The organism is Croceicoccus sp. Ery15 (assembly GCF_020985305.1).
GTDB lineage: Bacteria > Pseudomonadota > Alphaproteobacteria > Sphingomonadales > Sphingomonadaceae > Croceicoccus.
In genome coordinates this window covers 161,689-179,256 of sequence record NZ_CP087588.1, presented here as the reverse complement: position 1 = coordinate 179,256, position 17,568 = coordinate 161,689, and the positions used below count along the sequence as shown (strand labels likewise).

Annotated in this window: 13 protein-coding genes; 6 read left to right on the top strand and 7 right to left on the bottom strand. The window is 60.9% G+C overall.

Features of this window, described 5'->3' with window-relative positions:
• Positions 1–105: 105 nt before the first annotated feature.
• From LOZ77_RS00960 to LOZ77_RS00950, 3 genes are read left to right on the top strand one after another with little or no spacing between them, the layout of a single operon-like run.
• Positions 106–1,653, top strand: a complete 1,548-nt coding sequence (locus LOZ77_RS00960; protein ID WP_230280435.1) for a tyrosine-type recombinase/integrase — start codon at positions 106–108, stop codon at positions 1,651–1,653.
• Entirely contained in the window at positions 1,647–2,561 is a 915-nt protein-coding gene (locus LOZ77_RS00955; RefSeq protein WP_230280434.1) for a tyrosine-type recombinase/integrase, read from the top strand. The genes LOZ77_RS00960 and LOZ77_RS00955 overlap by 7 nt, the downstream gene beginning before the upstream one ends.
• Positions 2,558–3,574, top strand: coding sequence for a tyrosine-type recombinase/integrase (locus tag LOZ77_RS00950; protein ID WP_230280433.1), 1,017 nt, complete (start codon positions 2,558–2,560; stop codon positions 3,572–3,574). Before LOZ77_RS00955 ends, LOZ77_RS00950 begins: the two co-directional genes overlap by 4 nt.
• Here LOZ77_RS00950 and LOZ77_RS00945 read toward each other — a convergent pair.
• Both LOZ77_RS00945 and LOZ77_RS00940 read right to left on the bottom strand, forming a co-directional pair.
• Complete coding sequence (locus LOZ77_RS00945; RefSeq protein WP_230280432.1) at positions 3,564–4,868, bottom strand: hypothetical protein; 1,305 nt, start codon at positions 4,866–4,868, stop codon at positions 3,564–3,566. The two genes, LOZ77_RS00950 and LOZ77_RS00945, sit on opposite strands and share 11 nt — an antisense overlap.
• A gap of 248 nt (positions 4,869–5,116) precedes the next feature.
• Complete coding sequence (locus LOZ77_RS00940) at positions 5,117–7,585, bottom strand: strawberry notch-like NTP hydrolase domain-containing protein (RefSeq protein WP_230280431.1); 2,469 nt, start codon at positions 7,583–7,585, stop codon at positions 5,117–5,119.
• A gap of 246 nt (positions 7,586–7,831) precedes the next feature.
• On the opposite strand from LOZ77_RS00940, the gene LOZ77_RS00935 reads away from it, so the two are divergent.
• The 3 genes from LOZ77_RS00935 to LOZ77_RS00925 all read left to right on the top strand — a co-directional run bounded on the left by LOZ77_RS00935 (position 7,832) and on the right by LOZ77_RS00925 (position 11,039).
• Entirely contained in the window at positions 7,832–8,170 is a 339-nt protein-coding gene (locus tag LOZ77_RS00935) for a hypothetical protein (RefSeq protein WP_230280430.1), read from the top strand.
• A 102-nt stretch (positions 8,171–8,272) separates the two neighbouring features.
• Entirely contained in the window at positions 8,273–9,352 is a 1,080-nt protein-coding gene (locus tag LOZ77_RS00930) for a nitronate monooxygenase family protein (RefSeq protein WP_230280429.1), read from the top strand.
• A gap of 268 nt (positions 9,353–9,620) precedes the next feature.
• Positions 9,621–11,039: an alpha/beta fold hydrolase gene (locus tag LOZ77_RS00925; protein WP_230280428.1), complete on the top strand. Its 1,419-nt coding sequence runs from the start codon at positions 9,621–9,623 to the stop codon at positions 11,037–11,039.
• Positions 11,040–11,888: 849 nt separating this feature from the next.
• Here LOZ77_RS00925 and LOZ77_RS00920 read toward each other — a convergent pair.
• The 5 genes from LOZ77_RS00920 to LOZ77_RS00900 form a co-directional block, all read right to left on the bottom strand.
• A complete protein-coding gene (locus LOZ77_RS00920; protein ID WP_230280427.1) occupies positions 11,889–13,274 on the bottom strand; it encodes an efflux transporter outer membrane subunit in 1,386 nt (461 codons plus the stop codon).
• Positions 13,274–14,413 (bottom strand): HlyD family secretion protein, encoded by a 1,140-nt coding sequence (locus LOZ77_RS00915; protein ID WP_230280426.1) that lies wholly within the window; start codon positions 14,411–14,413, stop codon positions 13,274–13,276. Before LOZ77_RS00915 ends, LOZ77_RS00920 begins: the two co-directional genes overlap by 1 nt.
• A 50-nt stretch (positions 14,414–14,463) precedes the next feature.
• The gene (locus tag LOZ77_RS00910; RefSeq protein ID WP_230281944.1) at positions 14,464–16,140 is read right to left on the bottom strand and encodes an MFS transporter; all 1,677 of its coding nucleotides are present in this window, start codon (positions 16,138–16,140) and stop codon (positions 14,464–14,466) included.
• Positions 16,133–16,768 carry a TetR/AcrR family transcriptional regulator gene (locus tag LOZ77_RS00905; protein ID WP_230280425.1) on the bottom strand — a complete coding sequence of 212 codons (636 nt, stop codon included), beginning with the start codon at positions 16,766–16,768 and terminating at the stop codon, positions 16,133–16,135. Before LOZ77_RS00905 ends, LOZ77_RS00910 begins: the two co-directional genes overlap by 8 nt.
• Positions 16,769–16,885: 117 nt before the next feature.
• The gene (locus LOZ77_RS00900) at positions 16,886–17,518 is read right to left on the bottom strand and encodes a glutathione S-transferase family protein (protein WP_230280424.1); all 633 of its coding nucleotides are present in this window, start codon (positions 17,516–17,518) and stop codon (positions 16,886–16,888) included.
• Positions 17,519–17,568: the final 50 nt, after the last annotated feature.

Sequence of the window (17,568 nt, the reverse complement as noted above, 5' to 3'; positions counted from 1 at the left end):
TTATGTCGAGCGTGGTGGCGGGAGGCGCAGGTTTCCTTCGGTTTTCCATGATTTCACTCCAGATAATTACGGTTCCCTCGACCTCAACAAGTCGAAGGAACCAACATGCGATCAAGATCATCATTGCCGTTTCGAGCGGCCCCGCTCCGGGTCGAAGACCCGCCCAGTCACGGCGCCCTTCTCACCGCATTCCTCTCCTCTCTGTCGCTCGACGAGAAGTCAGGCTGTGCGGTTCTGTATGGCGCGGCGGTCCGCCATTTCCTGCATTGGCTGGGCCTGCATAAGATCGCGATCCGCACGATTGACGATCGGGCTGTCCGGCGGTTCGAGAAGCATGGGTGCCGGTGCCACCGGTATTCGGCGCAGCAAGCGCTTTACAAGGCTGACCAAGCAGCAAGGGTCAGGCGCTTCGTCCGGTTCCTGGAAGATCAAGGCTACGTCGAAGTCGACGACGGGATCGACGATCTGCCACGGCACCTCGCCGACTATTCCGATGCGATCGATCGCCTGCAACTTGCCGAGGGACCGGCACAGGCCTATCGGTCCGAGGCCGAGCATTTCGTGGCCTGGCTTCGCATGGCGCGGCGCCAATGGATCGAGATCGATGACGCGATCATCGACCACTATGCAGCGCATGATTGCCGATGCCCGGTCTGGCGCAAGCGGGGCAAGCTGGTCGCAACGGGCACCAAGCGGCGGCGGCGATGCGCACGGCACTTCGTCGAGTTCCTGCGAGGCCGGGGCGCCATCCCATTGGTTGAACCGGTGGCGGACGATGACCCGCACATGTCGGCTTACTTGGCATGGCTCAAGCAACACCGCGGCGCCACGGACGAGACGATCCGGCGCTACCGGACTGATATCAGACGGCTCATGCCAATGCTGGGCGAGCCTGCGCAATGGGATGCCGCCGGACTCAGGAGCGCATTCCAACGACGAAGCAAGGAGACGCCGGGCTCGGCATCGCTGCTCGTCACGATAATGAGGAGCTACATCCGGTTTCTGGTCGTGCGTGGCGAGTGCCGGCCGGCTTTATTGCATGCAGTTCCATCAGTGCAGCGCTACCGCCTTTCGACGCTGCCGCGCCATGTCGACACGGCAACGATCGAGAGGATCATTGCGGCCTGTCCGACAGATCGTCCGGTGGAAGTCCGGGACAAGGCCATCATTCTCCTGCTCGCCAGGCTCGGCCTGCGGGCTGCCGATATTCAGGACATGCGTCTCGACGACATCGACTGGCGATCCGGCCACCTGACGGTCAAGGGCAAGACGCGTCGACCGGACCGCCTGCCATTGCCGCAGGATGTTGGCGACGCGATCCTGGCATATCTTGCGGCAGCCCGCCCGAAGACCGCCGAAAAGCATCTGTTCCTGCGTGCACAAGCACCGTTTCGGCCATTCCGCTCGTCCGCTGAGATCGCGGGCATCGTCGCTCGTACGCGCGACCGCGGTGGGATCGAAGGAGTGCCGACCGGGTCACACATATTCCGGCATTCGCTTGCCACCAACCTGCTGCGCGCAGGCGCAGGCCTGGAGTCCGTCGGGACCATCCTGCGTCACAGCTCGCCCGTGACCACTGCCATCTACGCCAAGGTCGATCTGCCGATGCTCATGAAGATCACGCAGCCCTGGCCGGGAGAACAGTCATGCTGAACATCCACATTTCCAGATACGTGGCGCTGCATCGCAGCCTCGGGCGGAAGTTCTCTGAACAGGAACGCATGCTGCGCCTGTACGCCGCCTACGCCGAAGAATTCGGCGACCGGCACATCCAAGTCCAGCGGATCTACGACTGGTGCCACACGGCGAGTTCGCAAAATGTGGCCCGCCGGAGGTTTGATACCGTTCGCAACTTCAGCCGCTTTATCCAAGCCGATGATCCAGTTTACGAGGTTCCGCCTGTCGGTGTCTTCGGTCGGGGCAAGCGGCCACGCCCGACCCCGACCATCATCGAACCGGAACAGGTCCGGGCGATCATGACCGCGGCGTTGGACGTTGCGTCCCAAGACACGATCAGCCCATACACGTACCATTATTTGTTCGGCTTGCTGGCGGCGACAGGTCTCCGGATTTCCGAGGCCCTCGCTCTTCAATGCAACGATCTGGTCGAGGATGGCCTGATCGTCCGCAACGGCAAGTTCGGCAAGCAGCGGCTGATTACCTTGCAGCCATCGACCCGTCGGGCGCTCGAAGCATATCTCGCCACCCGAGCAAGGCTTGGCGCCACGGGCAATGACCTGTTCGTGACCATTCGGGGGAGAGCACCACACAAGGTGCGCGCCCACGTGGTGTTCGTCAGGCTGGCCCGGCAGCTCGGATACCGCGGACCGACCGGAACGGCCGGGATGCGGTTACACGACCTGCGGCACACTTTCGCCGTGCGTTCCCTTGAGTCCTGTCCGCGCGACAGGGAAGCCATCGCACACCACATGGCCGGACTCAGCGTATATCTGGGGCATGCGTCGGTAGCCAACACCTATTGGTATCTCGAGGCCACTCCGGTGCTGCTGCGCGATATCGCTGTCGCCAGCGAGGAACTTTACCGGGGAGAAGCGGCATGACGGCACTCGCTCCGCATCTCTCGATCTACCTGCGTGAACATCTGCCGCGCGAACGTGCTGTCAGTCCGCACACGGTGAAGACCTATGCCAACTGCTTTGTCCTCCTGGTCCAGTTCGCTGCCGATCGGCTGAAGCGTCGGCCGACCGATCTCGAGATCGAGGATCTCGACACCGACATGATCATGGCCTTCCTTGACCATGTCGAGAACGGTCGCGGCAGCTGTGTTCGGACCCGCAATGGCAGGCTCGCCGCGATCCGGTCCTTCTTCCGCTACATCGAGTATCGTATTCCGGCCTGCCTGGATCAGGCCCTTCGCGTCAGATCGATCCCTACCAAGAAGACCGACAAGGCGCTGATCGACTACCTCGACCGGGCAGAGATCAAGGCTTTGCTCGACGCCCCGGATCCCCGGACACGCCTTGGCACCCGCGATCGCGCAATGCTGCATCTGGCCTATGCTGGCGGGCTGAGGGTGTCGGAACTCGTAACGCTACAACTGCGCGATTTCCCGGACCGCTTCCTGTCCACCGTGCACATCATGGGCAAGGGACGGCGTGAACGGGTCCTCCCGCTCTGGAAGGAGACTCAGTTCGCATTGCGCGCGTGGCTTGCGATCCGCCCCGATGCGCAAGCTGCCGAGATATTCCTCAATGCCAGCGGGCAACCCATGACCCGCGACGGATTTGCGTTCCGTTTGGCGGAGCACGTCAAGCGCGCGGCAGAGAAGCAGCCGTCGATCCTTGGCAAGCGCGTAACACCGCACGTGCTGCGCCATTCCTGCGCAATGCACACGCTCGCGGCGACCGGGGACATTCGCAAGGTCGCATTATGGCTCGGGCACGCCAGCATCCAGAGCACTGAGACCTATTTGCGCGCTGATCCCGAGGAAAAGCTGCAAATTCTCGCGTCGCACGGCGCCCCTGCCATCAGGCCCGGGCGCTTCAAGCCGCAAAGCGACGATCTACTATCAATGCTTCAGGAAATACGTGCAGGAGGTCATGTCAAAATTTGACACAGTTCCGCATCGCAGTCCGAAGCGCCAGTGGCGCTCCCGCCAACAAAGCTTCGCCTTCGAGGCGGCCGTTGATGCGCAGCATAACCGAACCGTTTTGACGGAGAAGCATCGGAATGAGTTGGGAACCAGTGAGGTTGGCCTGCCAAAACGTGCTCTGAGCGTTAGCGCGGCCGGTCGGAATGTCAATTAATCGACCAGCAAAATTCCATGTAACCGTAACGCGCGGCACCGTCGCGGGCTTGTTAAGGAGCATGGCCATCATGGGGCGGTTGCCTTCACAAAACAGGCTAAACGACTTGATGTTTGGCGACGCAGCTACATCGACATAGGCCATTGGGGCGCGGCCTTGGACCGGCACGACCTCCCAAGCAGTCCCAGGCAGCGGCACTGCGTCCTCAGGTGGGCTGTCCATAAGCAGGCGAGCAATGTCCTGGGGCACGGGCAAGCGGCCTCCTTGAGGCGCATAGACCGTCAACTTTCCCTTTTCCCAAAGGCCAATTTGAACAGCACGGCGATTTGCATCAAGCAAAACATAGGCTTGCTCTACACCGCCTTGATGCGGCGCATTTCCGGTAACCCAATAGAGAGACCCTTGTCGCTGGAGACCGGATATCGCCGAAAGATTGCTGGCCAGCAGGTCTGTTTTGCGGCCCAAACGCGAACGTATCGCGTCAGCTATCGGACCCCTTGTCAAAAGATCTATTCCGTTGGGATCGGAATCACTTTGGAATTTCCCTACGGAACTGGCAAGATTGGTCCAGGTTAGCGGCGTCGGTTTTCCCAAGACTGGCCTTGCTTGCAGCGGTGCTTTTGAAGCAGCAGATGCCAGCCCAGACCCATTGCACAAAAGCAATGGGGATTGCGACACGAGCGCTGACTTGAACGGATCCAGGCGCTGTCCCGGCGCGACGTCTGCTTCAAGGCGGACTACGCCTCGCTTTTCGTCGTCATTGACCGTCAAGATCACGCGTCCGAAATCGTTGGCATTGACAGGAAAAGGAAAAAAGACCGCGCTAATGCCTTCATAGGTCGGGCCAAGAAACGAAGCCGCGTACTCAAACCGGGTGCTTTTTACAGTCTGACCAGACGCTTTGAAAGTAAAACCGGTTTCGTTGATCTCAAGGCTCGCCCCTCGGGAGCAATCGCCACGCGGCGCATACGAGCCATAGCTTCCTTCGAGATCCATGCCTTTTAATGACGTCAATGTCACTGCACATGCGACGCCGGGCAAGCCCAGAAAAATCCCTGCGAGAAAAACGATAATGGGGCGCTTGGGCAGTTTGCTCGGCATGGCATATCTCCATGGCGGACAGCCTTGCATCGGGACCTCGATTGAAAGCGACGAACGACTGCCTCGGGGATCTTCTACAACCTGCACCATTCCAGCGGTGCCGACAATCCTAACGGCCCCAGCATTCAACCTTGTCAGGCAATTATCTGGAGTGAAATCATGGAAAACCGAAGGAAACCTGCGCCTCCCGCCACCACGCTCGACATAAACTGCGACTGCAAAGAATATGTCTAATATTGAGCTCAACATTACACATATTCTCGGGGGGAGAGATCGATTTCGAGCGCTTCACGCTCTGCATCGGAGAGATCGGCGAGGCGGCGGTTGAGCATGGCTTCGGCGGTCGAGACAAGTTGCACCACAACCGCGTTGCCGTCGGCAAGCGCCGTATCAATCGCAGGCAGCAGGCTCGGCAGCTTCGTCGATAGAAGGAGCTGCGCGAAGAAGCGCTGCTTGGTGCCTTCAAATACCGAAAGCGCAGCCGATTTGGCACCTGAATTGAGGGTATCGCCACTGTCAGTGTCGACGATCCGGGTTGCCTCGAGCGCCTCCCGCAAATTGGCATGAATGATTGCCCAGGCGTCTGCATAGGCGTCATAAACCGCTACCTGGTCGGGGGTCAGGCAATGCTCCAGAATCTCGTACTCAACCCCGGCAAATGAAAGTGCCCTCGCCGCGTAAAGCCCCAGAGACTTCAGATCACGGGCGACCAGTTCCATTGCAGCGATACCGCCATCACGGATATCTGCGACAAAGGCTTCGCGATTGGCAAAAGCCGTTTCGGGACCCCACAGGCCAAGACGGGTGGCATAGGCGAGATTATTGACGTCGGATGCCCCAGTCGCCGAAGCGTAGAGCACGCGGGCGCGCGGCAGCAGATTCTGGATGCGAACACCGGCAATGCCCTGTTCCGATCCTTTGACCTTACCACGTGAGCCTTCCCCGCCAGCGGCGTTGGCCATCGCATGGGCTTCGTCAAAGACGATGAGCCCGACGAAATCCTCCCCTGCCCATTCGAGAATCTGCTCGAGCCGGGTCGCGTCGCCGCGTCCCGAGCGTAGTGTGGGATAAGTCACGAAGAGTATGCCTTCGCGCATCCCGATCGGGACACCGAGCTTCCATTGACCAAGGGGCTGAACGTCGATGGGAAGGCCGCCGAGCGCGCTCCAATCGCGGCGGGCGTCTTCGAGCAAAGCTTCGTTTTTGGAAATCCAGATGTGGCGCCGCTCGCCCCTCACCCACCGGTCGAGGATGACAGATGCGACTTGCCGGCCTTTGCCTGCGCCAGTTCCGTCACCAAGAAAGTAGCCCATGCGGTAGGCGTGCCCCTCGGCGCTCGGCTTCAAGGCGCAACCTTTGTCGTCGGGCTCAAACCGGCCCGGCAGATCGCGGGCATGCGCGCTTGCGGCATAGATCAGGGTCTCGGCCTGTGCAGCGGATAAGACGCCTCCAGCAATGATGCTCGAAGGAAGCTGAGGCACCACTTCGGGCACGGGTGCGGTGATCGAACCCATCGCGACGGATTCGACCAGCGGGGTCGGATGCGGGACAGCATCTGCAATTGAGATCCGGCTCGGTCGGTAAGGCAAATAATGCCCAACCTGATTCTCGATCGGCGCAGGTGCTTCGCGCGGCGTAAATGCAAGCGGCAGGATCGACGGCGCCGTAGCGGCTGGACGGGCGCTAAGCGGAACCGGGTTCTTCTTTCCCGCCGCCAGTCGCAGCGGCAAGGCTGGCTTGGTGCCGATGCTGGGTTCGGCGGGCAGGCTTACCCGGTCAGGCAGCATATCGATCAGCAAATGAAGCTCGGCAAAATCTGCCGGCTGGGCAATGATCGGGCTGGTACCATCCTCAGCCTTGTCGAGTACCAGCAGCCGGGTTGAGATTGATGTGCCCTGCTTGATGAAACCGCGCTCGATTGTCGCGTTGAGGCGGAGCGCGACGGGACCGGCGATCCCGGCGAGGAACTTCGGAAGCTCGAACCACTCGGGCATCACTGCGACCAGGCGGCCACCTGGCAGAAGACGCTTCCAGGCAGAACGCAAGTGCCGATCGCAAGTACGGCTATCGTGGCCCCTCTCGATACTGTGTGAAAAAGGCGGGTTCATCAGCACCACGCTCGGACCCACGTCGGGGGTGAGAAGTTCGTCGACCAGTTCCCCGTCAATTCCCGTAACTGTCGCTTCCGGAAACACGGCGCCCAGGCATTCGCGGCGCAGCGGCGATATCTCGTTGAGAGCAAGACGCGCAGTTGCCTTTGCAGCCCATACGCCCAGCATGCCGGTCCCGGCCGACGGTTCGAGAACCAGTTCATTGGCAGAAATCGCGCATGCCTTTGCAGCCATCCAGGCCAGACGGGGCGGCGTCGCGAATTGTTGCCACTCGATCTGCTCATCGCTCCGGTTGGACTGGGTCGGGACCAGACGTTCAAGGCGCGTGAAAGCCTCATCGGCAGCGCTGGATGGCATCGCGAGAGAGAATTCAGTTGCCTGCGCAAGAAACAGCACCTGCGCCAATTCAAGCGCGGCATGGGCATCGCGTACGGACCAGCGTCCTTCGGCGTCGCTACCGCCGAAGTGATCGGCCATTGTTGCGTTCACTGTACGCCGTGAGATGGCTTGATCGGCAGCGAGTAGTACAGCTAGCGCCCTCGCCGCCGCCAATACTTGCAGCTCGGCGGTATCGGAGAATGCGAAAGCAGTATTTGCGTGTGACATGCGAGACCTCCTAAAGAGGCCCTTGCCTGCTCCCGGAGTTAGTCCGGGTGTCCGTTCGGATGAATCCGTCTGGGGGCCTCATAAGGCCCCAAGCCTGCTTTCCTCTTACTGGCACTCAGACCGCAGCTCGGACTCTGGACATGCCGAATAATCGTCAATCAGGAAGAAGGCTCTGACTGACGCCGCGAGGATGGTAATCCCAGCACCGCCCGCTATGAGACTGACAACGCAAATTCAGGCAGACCGATGGCCCGCAAGCATTCGAAAAATGATCCCTATGGCGACGTGCACCAGGAGGAAGAGGTGCCTGAGAGCGTGGTCCACTGTTGGCTCTGCAGTCGGCCGACCGGCAAGACCATTGTCTGGCACCACCCCGTACCCAAAAGCCGAGGTGGTCGAGACGTGGTCCCCATGCATCCGATTTGTCAGCAGACGCTGATCGCCAATTTCACCAATTCCGAACTGCAGCGGCACGGAATGGACATAGAGAGCCTGTTGGCCGATCCCGCAGTCCGCAAGTTCGTCGATTGGGTGGCGAATAAGGACCCCGATTTCACGGCCACCATTGCCAAGAAAAAACGCTGACTGGGGGTCAACTTCGTCATCCGCCGACATAGCATCCATTCCCATGGCACTCAGGGACGTCCATAAGCAGACCGTCATTTCAGTTTCGATCAGCGCGCGTCCATGTCTTTCATCGATCAGCTCAAACTCACAATACCGTTAGTCCAGGCCCCCATGGCCGGCGTCTCCACTCCTTCGCTGGCTGCTGCCGTGTGTGAAGAGGGTGGGCTTGGATCCATTGGGGTGGGATCAAGTGACGCCGCGGCTGCGCGAGCGATGATTGAGGAATTACGCGGCCGCACCCGCCGGGCCTTCAATGTCAACCTGTTCGTCCATGGTCCTGCCAGCGCGGATCCGGATCGGGAGGCGGCTTGGCTCGAATGGCTCGCTCCGCTGTTCGCGGAATTCGATGCCGAGCCACCAACACAGTTGCATACAATCTACAAAAGCTTTGCCCACGATCCCGACATGTTGTCGGTGGTGCTGGACCTGGCGCCCCCTGCTGTCAGCTTCCACTTCGGCCTGCCCTCCGCTGACATTTTGTCGGCATTGCGCGAGCGAGGTATTTATCTGATCGCCACGGCAACCAACCTTGATGAGGCTCGGGCCATCAAGGCCGCGGGAATCGACGCCATCGTCGCACAAGGCATCGAGGCGGGCGGCCACCGAGGTGTCTTCGACCCTGCCGCACCAGATCCAGCGTTGGGCACCATTGCCTTGACCCGATTGCTGGTTAGCGAATTGAATATCCCTGTCATTGCGTCCGGTGGGATTATGGACGGCGCCGGTATCGCGGCAGTGCTCGATCTTGGCGCTGTCGCGGCGCAACTCGGCACTGCGTTTATCGCATGCCCGGAATCGGCTGCGGACGATGCCTATCGTGCGGCGCTGAACGGCTTGGGAGCGTATCACACTGTACTGACATCGCTTATATCAGGCCGTCCTGCGCGAGCGGTCGCCAATCGGTTCACGGCCATGGCGGATCGGCTGGGGGAGCGGCTTCCACCGGATTATCCGATAGCCTACGATGCCGGAAAAGCACTTCACGCTGCAGCCAAGGCAAAAGGCGAGCATGCCTTTGGTGCGCAATGGGCCGGCCAGGGTGCGCCGCTCAATCGTGCTATGTCGGCCGCCAGACTGGTTCAGACGCTGCGAGCCGAACTCCAGCAGAGCCGATCGATACATACGGATCTAGAGCATTAATGTTCACGCCCAGCGTTGTACACGAGCGCCGACAGAGCCAACCTTCCCAGAGCCATTCCCTTTCGCCGAAAGCAGGCGTTCGTTCAGCACAAAATTTGGCTCTCGGATTGAAAGGTATCAGGCAGGTTGCCAAAAGTCCGTTGTTATACTGCGATAGAGCAGATCGTTACCTTCATCCCGGGGTCGGGGGTCGGCAACAGCAGCTAATTGTGCAAGTGCCGGCGAACCACTAGGCCGCGAGCTTCTCGCTTGCCATTCGGAGAGAACAGTGGTCGTCGCCTTTCGGATATGGATGTTATTGGCGTTAGTTTCTCTGACGCTGGCATACCCTGCCCATGCAAGCAATGCTGAAGCGGCTTCAAAGGAGTTCGCCGAATGCAAGGATGCCGGTTCGCACGTCTCGCTACTCGGGACCGAATGCGTTCGTATCGACGTGCCGCTCGACTACTCCATGCCGGACGCCGGAACGGTTCGGCTATTCCTTCGCAAGTTTCCTGCCGAGGGAGCCAGCAAGGGCCAGTTGTGGCTGGTTGCTGGCGGTCCGGGAGAGTCCGGTGCCTCGTTCTATCCATACATCGAGACCATACGTGCGGCGGCCCCGGGCTTCGACCTGATGGTCCCCGATCATCGCGGAACGGGCTTTTCGACAAGGCTCTGTCCGGCAGAGGAGAATCCGGCGAGTGCCGCAGGGACTGTTTTGGTCGGCGACGAATGGGGTACATGCTTTGGTGCGCTCAATGCGAATGCGGACCGGACCAGGTCTTTCACCATCTCGAATGCCGCGCATGACCTTGATCTCTTGATGTCCCGGTTCGACCTTGGCACGAGCTCGTATCTCTACGGCGTCTCATACGGCACTCAACTGGTCCTACGTATGCTCACACTGGCGCCGCAGGATGATCTCGACGGGGTCATTCTCGACTCGCTCGTCCCGCTTGAGAGCAACAATCAGCTAGATTTGAGCCACCGGTCAGCCATCACTGACCGCATTGGCCGGCAAGTGCTGCGCCAATGCGACGAAGTACCCGATTGCAGCCGGTATTTCCCCGATGGAGCCGAGCGGGCTCTCACTGAAGTTCTCAAGCGTCACGATATCGAGAAACTGACTGGCCCGAATCCAAGATACAGGCTGTCTGCTCTGCTCGATTTTCCCGAAGCACGAGCGATGCTTCCCGATGTTATCGCGGGATTGCAGGCAGGCGATCCTGCGTGGCTGGACCATGCCATAGACCAGCTGGTAAGCATCGGTTCCGTTCTCCAAGCCTATCCGCAAAGCGGCTCATCCATTCCACTGGTGAATCTGATCAGTCGCTCGGAGAACAATGCGCGTCCGGAACTGACAGCTGAGATAATCGAGAACGAAGCGGAGGGATATCTCTTCGCCAGTCCCCTGCCGTCACTTCTGCTGTCAGGCGGTATCCCGACCTACGAGCCGGATGCAAACTTCGGGAAAAGCCCTGAAAATATTCCTCCCACAATCGTCCTCCACGGCACGCTCGATCCCAAGACCCCATTTGACGGAGCCCGAGAGCATGTCGCCCCGCTGGAGGCGGCAGGTGACATCTCGCTAATCCCGGTCGAACAGGCGCCTCACTTTATCCTGATGAGCGCGCCGGAAGAATTTCAAAGATTGCTGCAAGACTTTCTCGGCAAGGATGAAGGTTTGTTGCCTGACAGGAAGCAGTGATCTCTAGGCAGTTAGACCTTGCTTACCTCTATCGGCGTATCATCGAAGAATCTGGTAATCCGGCGCATTTAGGACTATCTGAGAAGCCATGAAGACGCTTGAACTCAACGGCTATCTTGCAGGCGTGAAGGCGCGCAAGGCCAAGCAGGCACCCAAGGGTGGGGTGTTAGAGGTTGAGTCATGCCGAAATGGGGGAGCGCGGCGCACAACTGCAAAGCGGTCCGCGCTTAAGCGAGCCGATGCTCGCGCAAAGGCTGCAAGCGTGCAGCCCGTCCTCTCAAACTATTGATTGAGCGACTTCCGACGACTCTAACGCTCTTCTTTCGAAGGGCAATGGCGGGCACTGTTCCAGTGTGTCTGGAGGGGGTGACGAATTTTGGCGTCTCTATTCCAATAGGCCGCAGTCGCCGACATAGCCGTCATTCCCGGCCTCTGTCCCCCCGCCGAAATCTGCCGTACATTCACGCGGCTGATTACGAGTAAAAGTGGCCGATTTTGGACCGTCTTCTCTCAGCCGGGCGACGGGGGAATGCCGACATTCGGCATGCGACAGTGGTCGCTAAGATCGGGTAGGCAGCATGCGCTGTTCCTGGTCAGCGATATGTCGAGTTTCGTAAGGGGGTCGGCGCTTTGGGCCGACGGCAGCAATGCTGCGGTGAAACTGTGCCTACTGAACAAGGGCAATTGGCGCGAGGGCAAACCTCAGGCTTGTCTGGTTTCCCTCTTCCATCCCCCCACGAATGCCATCAGTGCTCAACCTCGCAGCGCTGGAAACGGTCGTATTTACGCGGGCCGATGACAGGCGAAAATTGGCCACTGTGCGACATCAAGCCAGTTACTGGATTTTGTTCATGACGGCGAGTCGCCCGGAGCGCCGCCCAGCGCCTGGTATAGCGCGACATGGGCATTGAGGCGGTCGCTCTGGATCTGAACTAGCGCGAGATCGACCGACAGCAGCGCGCGCTGCGCGTCGATCTGTTCGAGGTAGGGCGAATAGCCTGCACGATACCGGTTGGTGGCATGGCGAAGGGCATCGGCCACGGCTGCGCGCTGGGCCTGCAGGGCGCGCTCCTGCTGTGCCAGACGGTCAATCACGGCCAGTTGATCCTCTACCTCGCGAAATGCCGTCAGGACCGTGCGCTGATAGGCGAAGGCGGCCTGATCACGCTGGGCTGTCGCGGCGTCGAACTGCCCTTCCAGCCTGCCACCGCTGAACAGGGGTGCAAGGACGCTACCGCCAAGCGACCAGATCCCCACCGGATCGTCCAGGTTCGACGAAAGCACCGCACCGGCAGAGGCGGCAAGGCGCAGTTGCGGAAGAAACTGCGCCCGCGCCGCGCGCAGGCGGGCGTCGCTAGCGGCCAGAGTGAATTCCGCCTGAGCAATGTCGGGCCGACGCCGCGTCAATTCGCTTGGGAGAACGGCGGGAATGGCGGGTGCTTGCAGATCGGCGACGGTTCCGCCGCGGGCGACAGCGCGCGGGGTTTGCCCGACCAGCTGCGACAGCGCGTTTTCCTGCCTGGCAATCGCGGCTTCTATCGCGGGAATTTGTTGCTGCGCGGCGCGATATTCGGCCTCTGCCTGCCGCAGTTCGAGCTGCGAGGTATAGCCAGCCTCCGCACGGTCGCGCGCGATCCTCAGCGCCTCGGCGCGCGCGGCAAGCGCCTCCCGCAGAATTTCGAGCCTGCTATCGAGCGCCAGCAGGGTGATATAGCCAGATACCGTAGCTGCTGTAACAGCTAGCGTGGCGGCTTCCCGCGCTGCCTGTGTTGCCGCGCTGTTGGCGCGCGCGGCATCTATCTGTGCCCGGTTGAGGCCGAACAGATCGATCTCGTAAGCCGCCTGAAACAGCGGTTGCGCGGCCAGCCCCTCGTTGGCGCTGCCAAAGGCGTTCAGGCTGCGCGATTCGCTGATCCCCGCCGTGGCGTTGAGCGTGGGGAGCAGCAGGCTGCGCGCGGCGCGTTCCTGCCCGCGCGCTTCACGAACGCGCGCGGCTGCGATGGCGATATCGGGATTGTTGGCCTGTGCATCGGCCACGATTTGCGAAAGTGCCGGATCGCCAAAGGCATCCCACCACTGCCGCTCTACATCGCCGCGCGCATCTAGGTGCGTCCGCCATGCGACAGGCGGCGTCACCACGCTGGTATCGGGGATTGGCGCAAGCGTGGGTGCGCATCCGGCCAAAGCGGCAAGGAAGGCGATCGGGGTCAAACGGCGGGCGGTGTGGCGGCGCATCAGCGATCCCCCGTGTGAACCGTTGCGATCACCGACATGCCCGGCCCCAGTCTGGCCGCCGCTTCCTGGTTCGGATCGATGCGGATACGCACTGCGATGCGCTGCGGAACCTTTACGAAGTTGCCTGCGCCGGTATCGGGCTTGATGACGCTGAATTCGCTACCCGCAGCGGGCGAGACGCTCTGCACCGTGCCTGCAAGTTCAAGCCCGCCCAGCGCGTCGATCCTGAGTGTGGCTGGTTGGCCCACTCTGATCCCGGCAGTTTGGGCTTCCTTGAAATTGGCGACCACCCACAGCTGTTCCGGCACCAGATACATCATCTGCGTGCCGGGCGAGACGAGCTGCCCTTCACGCACCGAAACCTCGCTCAGACGGCCATCGCGCGGGGCGCGAATAACAGTGTTGTCGAGATCGATCTGCGCAAGGTCGCGCGATGCGGTGGCTCCTTCGACCTGCGCTTCCAACCCGCCTTGCCCGACATCGACCGAGCGCAGCTGCTCGCGCGCGATGTCGCGTTGAGCCATGGCCTGCGCCACACCCGCCTCTGCCTGACGCAAGGCAGCCCGTGTCTGGTCGCGTTCGCGCAGCGATACCGATCCTTCGCCGACCAGTTCGTCGACCCGGCGTATATCGGCCCGCGCTTTGGCCAGCTGGGCGCGGGCATTGGCGACGGAGGCCTCTTGCAGGCGCAGCTGCGCCTCAGCCGAGCGCCGGCTCTGTGCCGCATTGGCGAGGCTGGCGTTCTGCGCTGCCATGCCGGCCTCGCCCTGTGCCACCCGTTGCCGGTAGATCCTGTCATCGATGCGCACCAGCGGTTCGCCCTCTTTTACATCGGCGAAATCCCGCACCAGCACTTCGGTGACATATCCGCCGACCTGCGGACTGATGACAGTGGTCTGGCCGCGCACATAGGCATTGTCCGTCGTCTGGCTGTCCGCCTGAAACGGCAGCAACTGCCAAGCATAGAGCACGGCCAGTGCGCCAGCGATGATGGCAAGGGCAAAGAAGATCGTCTTGAGGCGCGATCTCTCCGGGGCCCATCCTTCGGCACTGGTCTCGTGCGCCGTGGGTTCTGCCTCGGAACCCCCTTCACCGGGAATTGTACCGGTGCCGTTATCAGGTGTTTTGTCTGGTTGCATGTCCGGCCCTTTGCCGGCCCCTTCGGTTTGCTGGTCTGGCTTTTTCTGGCTCATTCTTTTGCTCCGCCCATGATCGCTGCAAGCGCCTCAAGTTCCTTGGCCAGGGGCTTGATCCCGCGCGCACGGTTGTAGAGCCAGTTCGCAAGGAGCACTGCAAAGGCGATGGACGCAATCACACCAATGAGGAAAAACATGTCGTTGAAGGCAAGGATCGCCGCGTCGCGCCCCGCCTGCTGGATCAGTTGCCCGGCGCCGCTGGCCTGCCGCAGCACCGGATCGGCCATGGTGGCGTTATAGGCGGCAGCACGCTGCTGGATGGCCTGCGCAACGGCGGGATCGGTCAGCGATAATTCCCGCCCGATTTCCATCAGATGCACTTTTGTCCGAATGGTCTGGAACGCGGCCAGCCCGGCAACACCGGCCAGCCCGCCCAGTGTTTGCGAAAGCGAGAACACGGCAATGAAGCTGATGATATAGTCCATCCCCCGTGCCAGTGCGCGCAGCAACCCTTCCATCATGGCCGATCCGATGAAGTAGATCGCGGCAAAGGCCATCATCGCCTGCGTCCAGTAGAAATTCTCCGGGCGCGACAGCAGGCCGGCGCGCGTATCGATGAAAGCCGCCACGGCTATCAGCGCCAGCGCCACCAGCGATGGGCGTTGCAGATCACTGACATCCAGTCGCACGATCAGCACCACAAGGCCAAGCAACGTCGCGCCGGTGATGATCCAGTAATAGGTCACCAGTTGATCGTTTATCATGCCGACTGTGGCCAGCAGGCCGCCAGCTCCAAAACCCTGTTCGGACAGCAAAACCCGCATCAGGGCGCCGGTAACGGCAAAGATGAGGATGTTCTTGCTCGTCATCCAGCGGGTATGCAGCATGGGATTGGCGCGGTTATGTTCGATCAGGAATGCGGCGCCGATCATCACCATGGCGCCCGCCAGCGCCCATCCCAGCCACGGGGTGCTCCACCACTGGATGCGGCCCTGCACGAGGAACGCGCACAGCAGCCCCATCCCGGTGGCCAGGAGCGGGAAGGTGACAAGATCCAGCTTCTCGAAAGCCTTCTCGATATCGCCGGGCGGCAGCGGCAGGATGAATACCGAGCCGAAGGCCACCAGCGAAAGTGCGAATTGCAGGTCGAACAGGTGGGTGATGTCGCCCCCGGCAACCAGTGCGGGTGAGATGGCGCGCGCCAGCGGCAGGGCAATTTGCGACAGACCAAGGCCAATCAGGACGCCCGCGATCCGCGCCTTCGACGGCAGCCCCTGCATCAGGTAATAGATGCCCAGCGTCGTCAGGCCACTGGCGGCGATGCCGGAAATCCCGCGCGAGACCAGCTCGATCTCGTAGCCTGCGTCGAACAGTTGCACGAAGTTGGCCAGCAGCAGCGTGCCCATGGCGATACGGACAAAACGCTGGATGCCGAACTGCTGGCGAAGTTTGAACAGCAATATGCTCATCAGTGCATTGGTCATGTTGTAAGCGACCGTGACCCAGCCCGATTCCACCGTGGTGAGCGCGAGATGCCCCTGCAGCCCGGTGAGATTGGCCAGCAGCAGGCCGTTCTGGAAACCGCCCAGCACGGCAAGATATATTCCGATCAGCAGATAGCCCACCTTGCGCGCCGTCGGATGATCCGGCGTGGCGGGAGAGCCTGCCAGGAAAGGCCGCTCATGCGGCTTGAACACATAGCCGCCGGAAGAAAGCGCGGAGTCAGTCATCAAGGAACAGGGGTTCGACAAGCGCTTCGTGCAGGGCTGCGCGAAAACGGCCATCATCGGAAAATTCAGGGGAATCCTGCGTCAGCCGGTCACGCCGCATGATGCAGGCGGCCGTGCCAAAGGCGAATTGCAGGAAGGTCATTTCGGGATGTGCGGCGCGGATTGCGCCATCTGCATTTGCGCGTGCGATCAGGGGAAGGAACTGGTCAAGCAGGCGGCGAGTCACATGCTCGTAGACCCATTGCGCGCGTTCGGGATCGTGATCGATGTCGCGAACCATGAAGCGTGCTGCCTCAGGCCGGGCCGCCATGAAGCCGATGTACGCGCTCATCGCGGCACGCAGCGCTGCACCCGAATCGCTGAAGCCGGTGCTGCGTGCCAGCGACGTCTGGGTCGCCTCGATCTTCTGGCCGATGATCTCGACGATCCGCTTCCACAGATCAAGTTTGGACCCGAAATTGTAAGACACCAGCGCCATGTTGACCCCGGCTTCATCGGCGATTTCACGAAGGTTGGCGGCGTCGAAACCCTTGGCGGCGAAGATGGGCACCGCGCTTTCCATGATGGCCTGCACGGAATCGATTTCGTTTCTCTTGGGCCTGCCACGACCACGTTCGGTTTGCGTCATGATCGATCCTTCCACGCGCCGCGAATGGACCGACAGATAGACGCAATTATTATTTAATCAAGCGATGAAATAAAGGGTCGGCAACGTGGTGTGCGCTTGCCCGCTCCCGCGGGGGATTCAGGCGCTCGCCCACCCTGGCGGCACGAGCGGGCCGCCCATCTCGATCGCCTTGATGAAGCCCGCTTGCCGATGCAGCCGGTCACGATAGGATTGCAGCAGAGGGAAGGCATCGAGGGCGCCTGCCATTCTGGCCATTTCAAGCGTATAGACCATCTGGATGTCGGCTAGCGTCAGTTCACCGCCCATCAGGAAAGGCCCTTCGCCCACCCCTTCGGAAATGTAGGCGAGCAGATCCTTGCCTCGCGCATCCGCGAACTGCGCGATCGGATCGGGAAGCCCGCCCATCATCCGGCCAAGCAACGGCAGCAGAAGCGGAAAACTGGCAGACCCCTCCGCCAGATCGAGCCATTGGTCGTGCATCGCGCCCTGTGCGGTGCCCGCCTTGGGAGAATGACGGCCATCGCCGTAACGAGCGTCGATATAGCGCAGGATCGCGCTCGATTCCGCAAGGACCAGATCGCCATCGACGATGAAGGGCGCCTTGCCCAGCGGATGGATATGCTTGAGATTTTCGGGCGCGCGTCCGCCAACCCTGGCGTGGCTTTGCAGCTCGTATTTGAGATCAAGCTCTTCCAATAGCCACAGAATACGTGTCGAACGCGAAGTTTCAAGGTGGTGAACGACGATCATGCGTTTATCCTCTGGAGTGGGCGCATAGTTTGTTTTTGGCGCAAGGGTCA